Source organism: Citricoccus sp. GCM10030269 (assembly GCF_042665635.1).
Taxonomy (GTDB): domain Bacteria; phylum Actinomycetota; class Actinomycetes; order Actinomycetales; family Micrococcaceae; genus Citricoccus.
The window spans coordinates 124352-140027 of the sequence record NZ_JBHTCV010000006.1; the positions used below are offsets into that span (position 1 = coordinate 124352).

Below are 15676 nucleotides of genomic sequence, written 5' to 3' on the forward strand. Positions count from 1 at the left end.
GACTTCTCCCTTATGCCCGGCGCGATGCCCTTCTCAATGCCCGGACGGCGCCGAGTACGACACCGCCAGCCAGGACCCATGGTCCGGCGACGATGATCGGGTCCATCCACGCGTGCGAGGTGTCCGCGCGGTTCTCGCCGCGGCGCGAGGCGAGACCGTGGCCAGTGAGCTCACTGCGGATCCTGGTCTCGGTGACCGGATTGTCGGGACGGGCCGAGAGCACGGACCGGACTTGGTGCTCCCATGCATCGACGCGGTCGGCGGCGAGCAACCCCAGCCAATGGGCCGCCCGAGCCTCACTGAAGCCGTAGGCCCATGCCCGGATCGGGGCGGACAGGCCCCTCATGGGCTGTGCCGTGCCGAAGACGGGGGTCACGTCCTGGTGTTCGATCGAGTGCTCCCGAGACCGGTCCTGCGGCTGGCGCTCCGGGAACTCCCAGTGGGCCCCGGTCTCCAGGCCCCGCTGTTCCCGCGGGACGGATGGTCGGTCCGCCGGGTCCAGGTCGACGCCCCAGCCGGGGATCTCCGCTTGGAGCTGTTCGCTCGTCCGGTGCCCGGACGGCCGGTCCGCGACGTACGGCGTGGCCGGCGTCGGGTGTCCGGGGCCGGCTTCGGCGGTGGATTCCGCAGGGACGGGGATGTCGTGGGTGGACGTCATGGCAGCTCCTTGCCGCTCAACCGGCATGCGGCAGCACCAGGGTCTTGATGCAGCCGTCCAGCTTGGAAGAGAACAGGTGGTAGCCCTCGGCGATCTGCTCGAGGGGAATCCGATGGGTGACGATCTGACGCGGAGTGAGGTAGCCGTTGCGGACGTGCTCGAAGAGTCTTGGCCACTGACGCTTGACCGGGCACTGGTTCATACGCAGCGTGAGGCCCTTGTTGAGCGCGTCGCCGAACTTCACCGCACTGAATATTGGGCCGTACGCCCCCATGACGGAGATCGTTCCGCCCTTGCGCACGGCATCGATGGCCCAGTTCAGGGCCACCGGGGACCCACCCTGCAGCTTGAGCTTGGCGGCGGTGACGTGCTGGATGAAATTGCCGTCGGCCTCGGCGCCAACGGCGTCGATCGCCACGTCGGCCCCGAGGTAGTCGGTGGTCTTCTTCAGCTCAAGGACGATGTCCCCGTACTCGGCGAAGTTGTACGTCTCGGCGTGGGCCATGGTGCGGGCCTTCTCCAGGCGGTACTCGAGGTGGTCCACCACGATCACGCGGCCGGCACCCATCAGCCAGCTGGACTGGGCCGCGAACAGGCCGATGGGGCCGGCACCGAAGACGACCACGGTGTCGCCTTCGGCGATGTCCCCGAGCTGGGCTCCGAAGTAACCGGTGGCCACGGCATCGGTGAGGAGAACCGCGTCCTCCTCGTGCATCCACTCGGGAATCAGGGCCGGGCCCACGTCGGCGAACGGAACGCGCACATACTCGGCCTGGCCGCCGTCGTAACCACCACAGGTGTGCGAGTACCCGTAGATGCCGCCCACGGCGGTCGCATTGGCGTTGACGTTGTGGCAGTTGGAGTAGAGGCCCCGGGAACAGAAGTAACAGGAGCCGCAGTACACGTTGAAAGGCACCATGACGCGGTCCCCGGGCTTGAGGTTGCGGACCGAGGATCCGACCTCGTGCACAACTCCGACGAACTCGTGTCCGAAGGTGTGGCCGATGCGGGTGTCCGGCATCATTCCGTGGTACAGATGCAGGTCGGAACCGCAGATGGCCGCCGTGGTCACCTTGACGATCGCGTCATTGGGATGCTCGATGCGGGGCATGTCCTTCTCTTCGACCCGCACCTTGTACGGCCCCCGGTACACCATCGCGCGCATGTTCCGCCTCCGGCCCTTCTCATCCACCCGCTGTCACAGGTACTCCACGGTGTCCTGGCAGCCTGAGCAGGTCAAGGGTTGCCCGCCGGACGCCCAGTACGATCCCACGCCTCCGGCACCCTGTGCCGTGGCGGCCCCGCCGTCCGGGTTCCCAGCCCTGGCCGGCCAGCGGGCCGTGGTGATCCGTCGCCATCGGCCCGATATCGACGATGTCTACGACCAGCAGGTCCCCAGGTCCGCGCCCTCCACGCGGAAGGGCCCGGACAACTGATGCTCAATGTGGAAGGGCGCGCGCAGCACGTCTTCAGCGGACTCGTCATTGCGAACGGCGCCGTCGAACCAGTCACGGCACTCTACCCGGAAGCTCTGACCGGGTCGGACAGTGGCCACTGGCGGGATCTCCGGATGCCAGCGGTTATGCCCGGGTGAATCCTGGGCATGGAAGGGGAGGGCAGGGTCGAGAGGAAAGAGGTTCTCGATCATGCCGTGCATGCTACCGATCCGCCGGCGGCTACGGGCCTGCTGACCGGCGTCAACTTCCGTTCCATCGTGCACGCCCGGCAGGGTACGACTGAAATGAGTCACCAGTGATCCCCCGAACGCCAGGTCGGAGACCCAGGACTGTCGATCACGCCACACTCCAGCGGCTAGTGGAACGGTCCGGCGCAAGAAATACGGTTGGTCGGTCAGCGCGTTGAGCCCGGCTTGGGCCAGCCCCATGGCGGTGAAGACGACCCTCACCTTCGCTGTTTGGGGCGGTGGCGTGGTCCTTAACCAGCAGTGAACCAGCGTGTTGGTGGTGCCGGGGTGGGTGCCGCGTTGCTGGCGGGATTACCACGCAGTGAGGTGCCACAAGCGACTCCTGCGGCGGTTCCCTTGCCTATGGCGATCGCGACCAACTGCAGCCCTGCGGTGATGTCTCCTGCGGCATAGACCCCGTCGATGCTGGTGAGCTGGAACTCGTTGACGGCGATCCGTCCTTCGTGGTCGAGCTGGCACCCCAGCTGTCGGGCGAGGTCGTTGGAGGGATCGTGGGCATAGGAGAAGAAGACCTTGTCCCCCTCGACCAATTCGCCCCCGGTCAATCGCACGCCCTGCAGGGATCCGGGCGGCCCGACCAGCGCTTCTGGCACCCCGTCTACGACGTCGATCCCATGGCCATCCAAGACTGCCCGCTGCGCGTCATCGACGGGCCCGCCGTCGGTACCGGTGATGACCCGCACAACGGCTGCCCAGTCGAGCAATTCCGCTGCATAGGCGGGAAGCTCATCTCCGGCGCCCAGCACGATCACCGCCTGCTCACGGGCGTTGTATCCGTCACAGGCCGGACAGTGGAAGACGTCCGTGCCGTAGTGCGAGTGGAAGCCGGCAATCTCCGGGAACCGGTCGCGCATCCCGGTGGCGAGGACCACCCGCTTCGCGGCGACGTCCGCGCCGTCGACGACGGCGCGGAACAAGCCGTCTTCACCGTGGTGCAGCCCAGTGACCGTGCCGTGACAGAGCATCACCTGGGGGTATTGCTCCAGTCCGGCGCGGGCATCGGTCAGCAACTCCTCCGGGGTAGTAGGGTCCCGGCCCAACAGTCCGTGTGCGCGGTCAGCGGGCAGGTTGCGCTGGTGTCCCGCGTCCACCACGAGCGTGGAGCGTCGGTACCGGCCCAGCCACGTCGCTGCGGACAATCCGGCAGGTCCACCACCGACCACGAGGGCGTCGAGGATGCGCGGGTGGTCAAGATTCATTTGGCCTCCGAAGCTCAGGGAAAGCACTACATCAGCTGTCCGGATCGTCCATGGGGAAGACCGGTGCCCGATCCGAACTTCTCGTGCCAGGCGACCGATGTGCACGTCTCAGGAGCGTCACCGCCACAGGGGAAAAGCCCGGGGCCGATGGACACCCGGGCTTTCCTCCGAGACGGATGACTGGGGAAAATCATCGCGTCAAGGACAGGACTTCGGATTATCCCTTGTTGAGTTTGTCCTGAACGGTGCCGGCGGCCTTCTCCTCCGAGTTCGGCAGCTCGGTCGTGCCGTAGAAGCGTGCGTCCGGGTGGGTGGGCGGCGGCATCGGGACACCTGCCATGGGCTCGGGCTGATAGTCAAAAGTCCCTTTGCCATCCGGAGTCGGCCCGGCGGCCCAGCTACCTTGATCCATGGCTTGGCCATCGGAGAAGTTATACGCGGTATAGGCGTGCTCCGAGGTTTCCTTCGACTGCGGGAAGTTGCTGGGCGTGGGCATTTCCTCCAGACCATCCTCCTGCAGTTCTCTGACGGCGGCGACCCACTGGTTCTGGTGCATGGTGTCCCGGGCCAACAGGAAGGACAACAAATCGCGGATGCCCGGGTCATCGGTCATGTGATACAGGCGTGCCACCTGGGTGCGGCCCTGCATCTCCGCGTTGACGTTCGAGGTCATGTCTGCCAACAGATTGCCGCTGGCGGTGACGTATCCCGCCGTCCACGGGTTGCCCATACTGTCCACGGGGCGAGCGCCAGCACCGGAGACAATGGCCTGCTGCATATCGGTTCCACCGATCACGGCGGCGACGGCCGGATCCTCCTGGATGGCATCCTCGGTGATACCCAGAGGCGCCTTCTCCAACAGCTGGGCCACCATGGTGGCCAGCATCTCCACGTGCCCGAACTCCTCCGCGGCAGTACTGAACAACAGATCCCGATACTTGCCGGGGATATGTGCGTTCCACGCCTGGAAGCTGTACTGCATGGCCACCGTGATCTCCCCGTACTGGCCGCCGATCACCTCCTGGAGCTTGCGCGCATACACGGCGTCAGGCTTCTCTGGCGAGGAGTTGTATTGGAGCTTCTGCTGATGAATGAACACAGGCGTGAACCTTCCTCATAGGGTGTGGGCGGCATTGCGCCCGTTGATTGGTGGTGCGCCTACCAAACTAGAGGCAGCGTCCCGGTCAGCTCCAGCGATGGTCATCGATACGATTGGAATCTGGTCTGAATGGTGGGCAACAAGAAAGAAACCAGTCAGATGCAAAATAGGTTGTTCACTCGGTATTCCGGCCGGTGAGCTTGTCCCGGAGTCGGTCGACCATGCCGACACCGGGGCCGATGGTCTTGTGGAACAGTTCCGAGTGAGGCGCGTTGGGGTGTGGCCGCGTCGGAGTCAGTTTCTTCGCGTTCTCGACCTTCTGTCCAATATCAACGAGCTCTTCTGCCGGGATGCTGGCCCTTAGCTGGGGGAACTGGTCGGATTCCTCGTCCTCGATATGGTGGCGCAGCTGGCTCTCCAGTTCTCGGACAGATTCCATGAACTGGGGGTCGGACGCGTTGATGTCCTCGATCCGCTTCATCACCTGGACGAGGTCGTCATGCTCCTTCTTGTCGTGTTCGACTTCTTCGGCGCCGTTCGGAAGGTGCTTCTCCATGGACGGGTAGACGAACATCTCCTCAGCCACGGCATGGCGCATGACTTCGGCGATCACGGTGTTTGCCAGGTCGCGCCGCTGGTCGGCGTCTGCAGTGGCTTCGATCTGGCCCAGCAGCTCGAGCATGGCGCGGTGGTCGGCCGTGAGGATGTCCACGGCATCGGATTGCTGTCCGTCGATGGTGGTTTCAGTCATGACAGGTGCCTCCTGTGGGTCGAGGCTCATCGAGTCGGAGCCTGCGTCCAGTCGTGGGTCGGTGTCCCTTGCGTGTTTGCATCGGGACAAAGCCGGACGCACCCGGTTGTGTTGGGCGCGTTACCGCTCACCTTGCCTCATCGATGGAGGTGCCACAAGGGCGTTTACGGCTGATTCGCAGGGTTGCCCATCAGGTCGCCTATGGCGTCCAAGGACACCACGGCCCCTGCTGGAGGCAGGTCGGGGGTTCGGTGGAAATTGATCTCCTCGATGGATTCCTCGGTGAGCTCATCGTCGTTCTTGCGTGGCGAATCCGAATCGGTGGTCATGGGGTGTCGGTTCACGATCCGTTGCGGCATGAGGCCGGCCACCGGCCGATGGTCATGGACTGCAGGCAACACGTGGACCGATCCTCGTATCCCATGCCGTGGCCGACAAAAAAAGCTCCCAGATCCAGCGCGCATCGGATCTTCACGAGGGTGAGGGCGGCCGGACATGATCGAGTAGCGTAATCGCATGCCAGACGTCATCTCTCGGAAGGACAGGCCATGAGTACCACCTCAGACCGATCGCCCATGGATCGCACCCCCACCGAACGTCATGCCTCGGGCCGCAGCCCGGTTCAGATCGTGGCGATGATCTACGGCGTCGTCTTCCTGCTGGTCGGCATCGCCGGGTTCATCCCCGGCCTCACCACCAACTACGAGACCATGCAATTCGCGGGACACCACTCCGAGGCCATGCTCATGGGCCTTTTCCAGGTCTCGATCCTGCACAACGTCGTCCACCTGCTCTACGGCATCGCCGGATTGGCGCTGGCCCGGACAGGGACCATGGCACGGCATTACCTTCTGTGGGGCGGCATCGTCTATCTCCTGCTGTGGCTCTACGGCCTGTTCATCGGCCATGACTCGCCCGCGAACTTCGTACCATTCAACAATGCCGACAACTGGCTGCACCTCGGACTGGGCGTCACCATGGTCGCCCTGTCCTTCCTGCCGCGAAGGAAGCACGCCACGGTGGAGACGACCGCGGAACGTCACGATCGCCAGCGTTGACTGCATCGGGAGAATGAAACGCTGAAAGAGGCCGCGCACAAGATGAACGACCTCGACGTTGGACAACTGCCGGTCCAGTGGTGCATGAATCCGCCGGCCACAGCAGTGTCGACGGGAACCCTCCGAAAGGGGTCATGATGAGGTCCATTGCTGACCAGGACGCCAACGAACTCGGCGGAAGATGGAGCGTGCTGGTAAGGCAGAAGAGCGACCATCTCACGCTGGATGCTCTGCTAGAAGAGCTTAAGGGCACGACCGGTGCGGAACAGGGGCAGGTGCTGCTGAAGATCTACCGGTTGGTGTTCCCTCATGCCTTCGCCGAGGAATCGGTGCTGTGGCCACTGATGCGGCAGGTCCTGCCGGACGGGCAAAAGTTGACGCTTGAGGTGGAACGCGAGCACCAGGAGGTCAACGAACTCGTCACCGCACTTGAGGGGATGCCGCTCGACGACCTTGCCCGTGAGCCTCTGCTCGTTCGGCTTGCGGAGGTGCTGCGGGAGGACGTGCGCGATGAGGAAGATGAATTGCTCCCTCGGCTGCAGGCTCAGTTGAGCTGGAACCAACTGAGAGGCGCCGGCTTGGCCTGGGAGGTCGTCCGCCGCACCGCACCCACCCGCGCCCACCCGGTGGTGGCCCGGCGCCCGCCCGGAAACGTGATCGCCGCACTGCCGTTGTCCGTGATCGACCGGGTGCGGGACCTCGTGGACGGGGCGGTGCTCCGGAACTCGAAACAGACAGGGTTCTGGCTGCGCCGGCTGAGCTCGGCCCTGACCGGGCTCTCCCACCAGGTCGAGCGGCTGCACATCATGCGCCAGGGAGAGGATCCCTCCACAGCCTTAGCGCTCCACTGATCTCCCCACCGGGGCGCCGACCGAACCGGCACCGTCGTTGGCGCAACAGTCGGATGACCCGCTCGAAGGAGACACCCATCAACTGTGCACGCTGTGCTGGTGCCGTCCTATTCGGAGCTGCCGGTCTGGCCCTCGGAGTCGGTCTCGGAATGATCGGTGCCGTACGTCGAAATCGTCCCCTCCATTCAGCTGGCACGGTCGTGGCCGGCGCACTCGTCATCGACACCCCTAACCCTATCGGTTCCGCGCTTTTCGACACTGCGGGGAGAATGCCTCTGATCGCACGGCTGTCACGAGCCGTTTCGTGGCCCGTGAAGCTTCCCGACATCATTGGTCTGGCTCTCCGGATCCCCGGCGGCGGACCTAACGGCGGCCCGGCGGACCTGCTCTTCGCTTCCACCGGCACCGGTCGATTCACGCGATACATTCTGCAGTTCCACACCTCGGCGACAGCCGGAGCGTTGACCACCATGCTCCCCCTGACGGGACCTGAGGGACACATCGTCTTCCGCCTGGACCCGGAACCGCAGAACCACTACCGGCTGTCCTTCTCGCGCAACTCGGAACCATGGCTGGCCTTGGGGTGGGTATCGCTTGAGTCACCTCGCGAACCACCTCGGCGCTCGAACCTTCCCGCCGGACCCGACGACGCACAGTTGCGATTTCGACCCGTCGCACAGCCGCCGGCCGACCTCGCCGTGCCGACGTGGCTGCGTGCGGTCCGTTCCCCCGCATATGGCATCGCACGCTTCGTCTGGAAGTCTTGAATCACAACCTCAATCTCGAGGACTCGGGAGAGGGCGGCCGCAAACGAGTTCCGCGCGCGCTCTTCTACCTCCTCACTCAGCGTGCTCGACCGCCGCGCTCAGGCCGGTCGAGGCATACCGAGCCGGGCATGCACGGCGGGTGCTGCGTGCACCAGTGGCTCATGGGTCGGTGCGGGCAAACCGGCCCAGCGCAGCGGCGCCGTGAGTCTTCCGCTGGCCGTGGCCGCGTGCAGAGGCCAGGGCTCATGCTCGACCGGCGTGCGCCACAGTACCCGCCCCCGCCGATGGTATGCCGACCAGCGTCCGGTGATGCTCTCCACCAAGGGCGTGCGCTCCGTGGCCTCCAGCGGCAGACCGACGTCCACCGCCGCCTGGAACCAGTCGTCGCGGTGTGAGCGGAGCCAGTGTGGTGTGCCGAATCGGTAGACCCAGCGCGAGCTGTCCATGGACACCGCGGAGTGGGAGTGCTCATAGGGCAGCCCGAGACTTCCCAGGGCGGCGATGAAGGTACGCCGGGGCACAAGCATTCCCAGGAACCAAATGCCGTCTCGTCCGTCCTGCGTGCGCACGTAGGCCCGCACATTGAGTTCCGGGAAGGCGCCCCATCCCGGCGGCGGCAGACCGGGCGGACGGACCCCCACCATGCGGAACGGGGTGATGCCGACCCATGTGCGGCCGTCCCATTGCTGCACAGTGAGCTCATCGGGCACCAGGGACTGGACGGTTGCGACGTCGTAGGGCCAGTGCAGGAATGTGAGGTGTTCCCAGTCCTGGAAGTTCACGGGGATGCGAACCGGGTGATCGGGAGTACGTCCGCTCATCGCCGGCTGCCCGCCTCTCGAGGATGTTTACGCCAAACCACGGGCTACTCCTCTGCGTGTTATGCGGCGGGCACGGGTGGCCAGTGTAGTCCCGCGCCCAGTCGCGGGGCACCGCTGGATGAGCTCGGCAGGACTGGTCGACGTCGCTCAGGCGTTCGCCATCGCTCGCCGGGTGGTGTGCCGGCCGTGGACCAGCCAATAGAGGCCGATCGTGGCCGCGATCAGTCCGGAGAGCATCAGATACATACCTGAGTAGTCGGTGACGGGCAGCAGGGCGCCGAGGATGATGGGGCCCACGCCGGCCCCGAGGTCGAGCATGATGAAGTACGTGGAGGTCGCCACCCCGATCTGCATCGGCGGCACCACGGAGACGGCGATCGCCTGGACACTCGTGAGCAGGGCGCCGAATCCGAAGGCCACCAGGGCGGCCGAGATGAAGATCCCCGCGGGAGTGGGCCAGCGTGACAACATCACCAGTCCGGCCATGAAGGAGATCAACAACGGGATGATGGCGGCGTTGTCTCCGAAGCGGTCGTGAATCGGGCCGACGATGAACCGGGTCAGCACCAGCACCGCGGCATAGACGAGGAAGAACGCGCTGGCGACCGCCGGGCTGACGCCCTCCTGCTGGGTGTAGCCGTTGAGGAAGGCCAGAATGCCGGAGTAGGCGATGCCTCCCAGCAGGATCACCAGGGAGACCGGCAGCGCCTGGAGCGAGACCATGCGCCGGAAGGAGAAGCGCGGCCGGGGCGCCTCTGCGGCGTCTGCTCCGTTGGCTGTGTCATGCGTCTTCTCAACACGGTCGGCAGGGTCAGTGGGAACGGCTGGACCGGGCTGCGGCAATTTCACCAGGATCCCGGCCACGAGCGCGCACAGCGAGAAGGCCGTGCAGAGCAGAAACAGGGAGTCGAAGCCGAAGGCGTGCGTGAGCTGGAAGGCAAGCAGAGGGCCGAAGGCGGAGCCGGCGGTGGTCGAGGTGCCGAACCAGCCGGTGCCCTCACTTCGCCGAAGTGCGGGAATCATCCCGATGACCGACGTCGCCAGGACGGTGCTGGCGGCACCGAAGGCCACCCCGTGGAAGAACCGCACGAGGATGAGCAGGCCGAGGGTGTTGGCCAGCAGGTACAGCGCCGATGCGACGAGGAAGCAGGCCGCCGCGGTGATCAGCATCCGGCGTCGACCGATGAAGTCCATCGACTGACCGGTGGCCAGCCGCGCGACGACCGCGCCCAGCACGAAGGCGCCAACGGCCAGACCGGACATCATGTCCGAGGCGTGGAAGCGGTCCACGGCGTACAGGGCCATCGCCGTCACCAGCAGGTAGAACACCATGGCCAGGAACAGATTCGTCACGGCGGTGAGGATGAAGTCCCGGCTCCACAATCTCCCTGGTTCGGTAGCAGAGGCTGTGGCCGAGGGCATGGAGGTCTACCGGCTTTCGTGTTCAGGACTGGGGCGGCTCCAGTGTAGCCCCGCGCCCAGTGAAGGGGCGCAGGGAGACTACGCTGAAGGGTATGGCGCAACGCGGAAATATGACCTGGCTCTGGGTCATGATTGCCGCAGCGGTCCTCACCCAAACGGCCCTGAACCTCTTGCGTCCGGTCACCAGCTACAAGCTGCTCGACTTCGGAGCGGGGGAGACCACTGTCGGGTTGGCCACCGCCGCCTACGCCATTCTTCCGTTGGTGGCCGCCATGTGGCTGGGACGGCTCAGTGGCCGGTTACGCACCCTGCGCGGCATGATCGCCCTGGGAGCACTCATCCTGGGACTGGGCGGCGTCGGGCTGACCGTGGGCAACTCCGTGGCTCTCCTGATGGTGTCCTCCGCTGTGCTCGGAATGGGCCATCTCGTGTTCACCATCGCCGGGCAGACGGCCATCGGACGGCGTGCCGGACCGGAATCCATGGACGCCGCCTTCGGCTGGTTCACCGCCGCCTTCTCCGTGGGGCAGATGGCCGGACCGTTGATCTCCGGAATCATCCTCGGGAATGCGACGCTCGGTGACGCCACGGGAAACGCGGCCCTGGAAGGCCGTATCGATGAGGCCCTGTGGTTGGGCGCCGCCTGTTCCCTGGCCGCGGTGCCGGTGATGTACCTGATGAGGGCCGACGGCGGCCGACGCACCAGACGCCCTCCGGTCGACGCCACCTCGACGGCGGCCGACCAGCCGAAGACGGCAGACCAGACGGACGCGGCAGCCGGTGCGGCCACCGTGGGCAAACCCACCATGCGGCGCATCTGGACGGTGCCGGGAATCCCCTCGCACATGCTGGCGTCGCTGTCCCTGTTGGCGATGCTGGACATCCTGACGGCCTTCCTGCCGCTGGTCGGGGAGTCCGCCGGGGTGTCACCGTTGTGGGTCGGCGTGCTGCTCGCGGTGCGCGGCGGTGCCTCGTTCGTCTCGAGGATCGTGCTGCCGTGGATGTCGCGGCGGTGGCCTCGCGAGAAACTCGTGGTGGTGTCCCTGCTGGTCTCCGCTGTGGCCCTGGGATTGGTGCCGCCGGCCTTGGACGGCTGGAACGCCCTGTGGCTGGCCGTGGGGCTGATGGGCGTCGGCGGTTTCGTGCTGGGCATCGGACAGCCGTTGACGATGACACTGGTCTCACAGTCCGTGCCGGCGGCGTGGCGGGGCTCGGCCTTGGCCTTCCGGCTCGTCGGCAACCGCGTCGGGCAGGTGGCCATGCCGGTGGTGGCCGGCTTGGCGGCAGCACCCCTCGGACCTGCTGGTGGGATCTGGTGTGCCTGCCTTATCCTGGCGGCGTCGGGCACCGAGCGACTGGTCTCCGGCCGCCAGCCCTGACGAAGGAGTCTCGCTTGCCTGATAATTTGCCCGGGAATCCGACTGACAAGCTGCACGATCTTCTGAACCGCCACGTCGATGCTGGCACGATGCCCGGTGCCGTCGGCACCATAGGTCAGCACTATGCACCGGTCGCCGTCGGGCTCGACGCTCCGGGTGGAGCGCCCCTGCGCACGGACGCGATCTTCCGGATTCAGTCGATGACCAAGACGGTGACCGCCGTCGCCGCGCTCAGTCTGGTGGAGGACGGGGCCCTGGCTCTCAACGACCCGATCGCCACTTGGCTGCCGGAACTGGCCGAGCCGCGGGTTCTGGTCCACCCCGACGCGCCGCTCGCCGAGACGACGCCGGCGGTCCGGCCGATCACGCTGCGGCACCTGCTGACGAACCAGTCGGGCTACGGAGTGGCGGTCACGGACTCCCCGTGGCGGCGAGCCATGGTCGAAGCGGGCGTGGAAGCTGGACCGGAACCCGTGGACCTCGCGGCTCAGGACTGGCTCGATGCCCTGTCCTCACTGCCGTTGGCCTTCCAGCCCGGTGAGGGGTGGCGCTATCACCACTCGTTCGGGCTGCTGGGGATCCTGCTGGGCCGGGTCACGGACCGTTCTACGGCCGAGGTGCTGCGCGAGAAGGTCTTCGACCCCGCGGGCATGCCGGATACGGGATTCACCGTGCCGAGGGATCAAGCCCACCGGTTGCCGGCCGCGTTCCGGCACGCTGTAGCCGACAGCGAGCAGGTCGGCGCCGAAAAGATCGGCGTCGAACAGGATGGCGCCGAGCGTTCCGGCTTCGACCACACCGAACCGGCCGGGGAGGGGTTCTACGTCGAGCCTGCTCCTTTCGACGTCAGCCACTCCGAGTTGGTCTCGACCGTGGCCGATTACCATGCGTTCTTGCAGTCGCTCCTCGAGGGACAGCTCCTCTCAGGGGAGCTGCGGGACGAACTGCGAAGCGACCACATCGACGACGCGGCGAAGACACCGGACAGCTTCTTTCCCGGTTTTTGGGAGAACACGGGGTGGGGGTACGGCGTCTCGGTGGTGACCGGCGGGCGACACCGCGGACGGTTCGGCTGGTCCGGAGGCCTCGGCACCGATTACTTCGTGGACCCCGACGGGTCGATCAGCATCGTGATGACCCAAGTCGAGATGGGCGAACAGATCGCCACGCTGTTCGGTGACCTTCAGGAACTCACGTCCGAAGGCCGGCCCGGACAGCGGGCGGGTGACTACAGGGACTGACCGGAGTATCCCTCGGTGTCCTCGTCCGCGGTCTCCGTCTCCTGGTAGTCGGGGATGCCGTTGAGATTCTCGTCTCCGTCGACGAGGAAGCGATCCCGACGCAGCGGATCAATCGCGTCGAGGTCCTCCGGATCATCGGACGAACCGTAGTCGGTGGTGCTGTCGCGCCCATCGTCGGGCTGCTCCAGGTCATTCTCGGGTTCTTCGATGAATTGCTCTTCGAGCTCATCTTCGTAGCGCGCCAACGTGAACCTCCTCGATGTCGGGCGACCCTTCACCAGCGGCGGGTCTGCCGCCTGAAGCCGCGTCGTCCGGTCAGTCTACTGCCGGCGATGGCCCAAGGGCAGGGCCATCAAGGCCAGACCGGTCAAGACCAGCATCATGATCCCCACGCCGCCGAACAACCAGATCGTGGCCCCGGTGTTAGCCAGTCGATCGGCACGAGCCACGGCCTCCGTGGCGGGAGTCTCGCCGTCGTCCGTGGAGGGCGAGTGGGGGGCGTCCGAGGCGTCTCCGCCTCCGTTGCTACCGTTCTCGCCGTCCCCATGGTCTCCATCGTTGCCACCGGAGCCGGGGTTTCCACCAGAGCCGGACCCGGAGCCCGGAGTGCCAGCGCCAGTGCCGTCGGGGGAGGACGAGTCGGAAGAGTTGTCGGTGTCCGCCGGGTCAGAAGGACCGCCGGTGGGGGTTCCAGCGCCAGAAGTGGGAGCCTGGTCATCGCCATTTCCGCCGCTACTGCCGTTGCCGCCGCCATTGTTCGGCGGCCCCTGGGGCGCCGACGACGGCGGTGCGCCGTCTCCCGAGGTCGGCGGACCGGACGTCGGTGCTGAGGTGGGCTCCGCGCTGGTGGGTGCTGGGTCCGACGTCGGGGCTTGAGTGGGACTGGTGGGCGGAACGCTCGTGGGCTCGGGTGGCGCCGGGGTGGTCGGCTCCGGCTGGCTGGTCGTCGGATCCGGAGACGGATCCGTGGGCGGGTCGGTCGGATCCGACGTCGGTGTCGGGTCGGACGAGGGTTGGACGTCAACCCACAATTCACACGGAGTTTCGCCGCCGCGGCCGTCATCGGCCGTGACTATAAAGCTGTCATCGTTGGTGGCGTCAGCCGGCGTCTCATACGTGACGGTGTGGCCGGAGACGCTCGGCTGGAGGCCGTACTCCGTCGAGACTCCGGCGCTCAACGTGACGGGGTCGCCGTCTGGATCCTGGACCTGAAAGCTGAGGGATTCTTCCTCGCCGGCATCCGCGATGAGCGTCGGACACCCGCCGACGAACTCCGGGGGCTGGTTCGCGTCAGCGGAGGACGACGGCAAGGGTGCCGACGAGGAACTCGGAGACGACGTCGGCGTGGCGGTAGCACTGCCGGTGAGAGGTCCGATCAACACCAAAGACCCGGTGGCGACGGCGGCCAGCATCCGGGCCGGCCGGGGACGGCGCCCAGGCGAAATGCGGCGACCAGAAAAGGGATCGACGGAGCCTGGGTTAGCAGAGCCCGGTGCCCTGGTGGTCATGCTGGTGCCCCCCGGCTCGATGGCGCTTGGCCCCGTGTTGCCCGCCCCGTCCTCCGAAACGGGCAACACCGGCTATTTGTGATCATACCGTGATCAACCCCAAAGTACACATCACAGAAACATCACGGCATGCGGATGGTGGTGCGCCGTGACGCTGTGACCGGGAAAGGCGAGCGGAAACCCGGGTCTGATCAGACGATCCGGGTCTCAGGCACGGACACTCGCGAGGGATCGTCGGTGACCACGTGGCCGATGGCCGCGTCGATCTCGGCCAGGACCGCACTGTCCAGGGTGATGTCCAGGGCCTTGACGTTCTCCACGATCTGTTCCGGCCGAGAGGCACCGACCAGCGCTCCGGCGACATTCGGATTGGCGAGAACCCACGCGATGGCGAGCTGGCCCATGGTGCACCCCAAGCCATCGGCGATCGGGCGCAGATTCTGGACAGCGGTCAGGACCTCGTCGGTCATGCGGTGCGCCATGGTCGATGCGCCGCTCTCGTCTGCACCACGGGAACCGGCCGGAGCAGGCTGGCCCGGGAGATATTTGCCAGTGAGGATGCCGCCGGCCATGGGGGACCAGACGATTTGGGAGAGACCGAGCTCCTCCGAGGTGGGGATGACCTCGGACTCGATCACGCGCCACAGCATTGAGTACTGCGGTTGGCTGGAGATCAGCTGGATGCCCAGCGAGGAGGCCATCGCATGGGCCTCTCGGATCTTGTCCGCGGGCCACTCTGAGACACCGATGTACAAGGCCTTGCCGGACCGAACCACATCGGCGAAGGCCTGCATGGTCTCCTCGAGGGGAGTCTCCACGTCATAGCGGTGGGCCTGGTAGAGGTCGACATAGTCCATCTGCAGCCGCTTCAGGGAGCCGTTGATCGACTCCATGATGTGCTTGCGGGACAGGCCGGTGTCATTGGGTCCTTTGGGCCCGGTGGGCCAGTAGACCTTCGTGAAGACTTCGAGGGATTCTCGCCGCTCGTTCCTCAGTGCCTCGCCGAGGACCGTTTCGGCCTTGGTATTCGCATAGACGTCGGCGGTGTCAAAGCTGGTGATGCCGTGTTCGAGGGCAGCCCTCACGCAGGCATGAGCCGTCTCGTTCTCGACCTGTGAGCCGTGGGTGAGCCAATTGCCGTAGATGATCTCGGAGATCTTGAGTCCGCTGTTGCCGAGGTAACGAAATTTCATGGTTTCACCCTAGTCCGGATGGCT

General features: G+C 65.8%; 16 protein-coding genes and 1 pseudogene. 5 read left to right on the forward strand and 12 right to left on the reverse strand.

The genetic code is table 11. The features are described from left to right. Positions 1–10 precede the first annotated feature (10 nt). The 7 genes and pseudogenes from ACFQQD_RS13555 to ACFQQD_RS13585 form a co-directional block, all read right to left on the reverse strand. Entirely contained in the window at positions 11–658 is a 648-nt protein-coding gene (locus ACFQQD_RS13555) for a hypothetical protein (protein ID WP_378090356.1), read from the reverse strand. 16 nt (positions 659–674) lie between these two features. Then, positions 675–1823 carry a zinc-dependent alcohol dehydrogenase gene (locus ACFQQD_RS13560; protein ID WP_378090358.1) on the reverse strand — a complete coding sequence of 383 codons (1149 nt, stop codon included), beginning with the start codon at positions 1821–1823 and terminating at the stop codon, positions 675–677. Positions 1824–1974: 151 nt separating this feature from the next. Beyond that, positions 1975–2306 (reverse strand): annotated as a pseudogene (locus ACFQQD_RS13565) (acetamidase/formamidase family protein); the annotation flags it as partial. A 287-nt stretch (positions 2307–2593) separates the two neighbouring features. Further along, a complete protein-coding gene (locus ACFQQD_RS13570; protein ID WP_378090360.1) occupies positions 2594–3562 on the reverse strand; it encodes an NAD(P)/FAD-dependent oxidoreductase in 969 nt (322 codons plus the stop codon). A gap of 217 nt (positions 3563–3779) precedes the next feature. After that, complete coding sequence (locus ACFQQD_RS13575) at positions 3780–4661, reverse strand: manganese catalase family protein (RefSeq protein ID WP_378090362.1); 882 nt, start codon at positions 4659–4661, stop codon at positions 3780–3782. A gap of 175 nt (positions 4662–4836) precedes the next feature. Further along, a complete protein-coding gene (locus ACFQQD_RS13580) occupies positions 4837–5412 on the reverse strand; it encodes a hemerythrin domain-containing protein (protein ID WP_378090364.1) in 576 nt (191 codons plus the stop codon). 164 nt (positions 5413–5576) lie between these two features. Continuing rightward, the gene (locus tag ACFQQD_RS13585; protein WP_378090366.1) at positions 5577–5741 is read right to left on the reverse strand and encodes a hypothetical protein; all 165 of its coding nucleotides are present in this window, start codon (positions 5739–5741) and stop codon (positions 5577–5579) included. Between the two features lie 219 nt (positions 5742–5960). On the opposite strand from ACFQQD_RS13585, the gene ACFQQD_RS13590 reads away from it, so the two are divergent. From ACFQQD_RS13590 to ACFQQD_RS13600, 3 genes are all read left to right on the forward strand, one after another. Further along, positions 5961–6470, forward strand: coding sequence for a DUF4383 domain-containing protein (locus tag ACFQQD_RS13590; protein WP_378090368.1), 510 nt, complete (start codon positions 5961–5963; stop codon positions 6468–6470). A gap of 134 nt (positions 6471–6604) precedes the next feature. Next, positions 6605–7321, forward strand: a complete 717-nt coding sequence (locus ACFQQD_RS13595; RefSeq protein WP_378090371.1) for a hemerythrin domain-containing protein — start codon at positions 6605–6607, stop codon at positions 7319–7321. 311 nt (positions 7322–7632) lie between these two features. Further along, positions 7633–8088: a hypothetical protein gene (locus ACFQQD_RS13600; RefSeq protein WP_378090373.1), complete on the forward strand. Its 456-nt coding sequence runs from the start codon at positions 7633–7635 to the stop codon at positions 8086–8088. Positions 8089–8186: 98 nt separating this feature from the next. Here the strand turns inward: ACFQQD_RS13600 and ACFQQD_RS13605 are convergent, their stop codons facing one another. Then, positions 8187–8909, reverse strand: coding sequence for a YqjF family protein (locus tag ACFQQD_RS13605; RefSeq protein ID WP_378090375.1), 723 nt, complete (start codon positions 8907–8909; stop codon positions 8187–8189). A 147-nt stretch (positions 8910–9056) separates the two neighbouring features. Further along, positions 9057–10262 (reverse strand): MFS transporter, encoded by a 1206-nt coding sequence (locus ACFQQD_RS13610; protein ID WP_378090377.1) that lies wholly within the window; start codon positions 10260–10262, stop codon positions 9057–9059. A 161-nt stretch (positions 10263–10423) separates the two neighbouring features. Here ACFQQD_RS13610 and ACFQQD_RS13615 point away from each other — a divergent pair, with 161 nt between their 5' ends. Together ACFQQD_RS13615 and ACFQQD_RS13620 are read left to right on the forward strand one after the other, a co-directional pair. Further along, positions 10424–11710, forward strand: a complete 1287-nt coding sequence (locus ACFQQD_RS13615) for an MFS transporter (RefSeq protein WP_378090379.1) — start codon at positions 10424–10426, stop codon at positions 11708–11710. A gap of 14 nt (positions 11711–11724) precedes the next feature. Beyond that, a complete protein-coding gene (locus ACFQQD_RS13620) occupies positions 11725–12951 on the forward strand; it encodes a serine hydrolase domain-containing protein (RefSeq protein WP_378090381.1) in 1227 nt (408 codons plus the stop codon). On the opposite strand, the gene ACFQQD_RS13625 is transcribed toward ACFQQD_RS13620, so the two are convergent. From ACFQQD_RS13625 to ACFQQD_RS13635, 3 genes are all read right to left on the reverse strand, one after another. Continuing rightward, a complete protein-coding gene (locus tag ACFQQD_RS13625; protein ID WP_378090383.1) occupies positions 12939–13196 on the reverse strand; it encodes a hypothetical protein in 258 nt (85 codons plus the stop codon). The genes ACFQQD_RS13620 and ACFQQD_RS13625 overlap by 13 nt on opposite strands. Before the next feature lie 75 nt (positions 13197–13271). Further along, positions 13272–14459 carry an Ig-like domain-containing protein gene (locus tag ACFQQD_RS13630; protein WP_378090385.1) on the reverse strand — a complete coding sequence of 396 codons (1188 nt, stop codon included), beginning with the start codon at positions 14457–14459 and terminating at the stop codon, positions 13272–13274. A 191-nt stretch (positions 14460–14650) separates the two neighbouring features. Further along, positions 14651–15652, reverse strand: a complete 1002-nt coding sequence (locus ACFQQD_RS13635) for an aldo/keto reductase family protein (protein WP_378090387.1) — start codon at positions 15650–15652, stop codon at positions 14651–14653. Between the last annotated feature and the right edge of the window lie 24 nt (positions 15653–15676).

Coding starts and splice junctions, on each gene's coding strand:
- ACFQQD_RS13555 (WP_378090356.1), bottom strand. CDS start 658: ATGACGTCCACCCACGACATCCCCGTCCCTGCGGAATCCACCGCCGAA.
- ACFQQD_RS13560 (WP_378090358.1), bottom strand. CDS start 1,823: ATGCGCGCGATGGTGTACCGGGGGCCGTACAAGGTGCGGGTCGAAGAG.
- ACFQQD_RS13570 (WP_378090360.1), bottom strand. CDS start 3,562: ATGAATCTTGACCACCCGCGCATCCTCGACGCCCTCGTGGTCGGTGGT.
- ACFQQD_RS13580 (WP_378090364.1), bottom strand. CDS start 5,412: ATGACTGAAACCACCATCGACGGACAGCAATCCGATGCCGTGGACATC.
- ACFQQD_RS13585 (WP_378090366.1), bottom strand. CDS start 5,741: ATGACCACCGATTCGGATTCGCCACGCAAGAACGACGATGAGCTCACC.
- ACFQQD_RS13590 (WP_378090368.1), top strand. CDS start 5,961: ATGAGTACCACCTCAGACCGATCGCCCATGGATCGCACCCCCACCGAA.
- ACFQQD_RS13595 (WP_378090371.1), top strand. CDS start 6,605: ATGATGAGGTCCATTGCTGACCAGGACGCCAACGAACTCGGCGGAAGA.
- ACFQQD_RS13605 (WP_378090375.1), bottom strand. CDS start 8,909: ATGAGCGGACGTACTCCCGATCACCCGGTTCGCATCCCCGTGAACTTC.
- ACFQQD_RS13615 (WP_378090379.1), top strand. CDS start 10,424: ATGGCGCAACGCGGAAATATGACCTGGCTCTGGGTCATGATTGCCGCA.
- ACFQQD_RS13630 (WP_378090385.1), bottom strand. CDS start 14,459: ATGACCACCAGGGCACCGGGCTCTGCTAACCCAGGCTCCGTCGATCCC.
- ACFQQD_RS13635 (WP_378090387.1), bottom strand. CDS start 15,652: ATGAAATTTCGTTACCTCGGCAACAGCGGACTCAAGATCTCCGAGATC.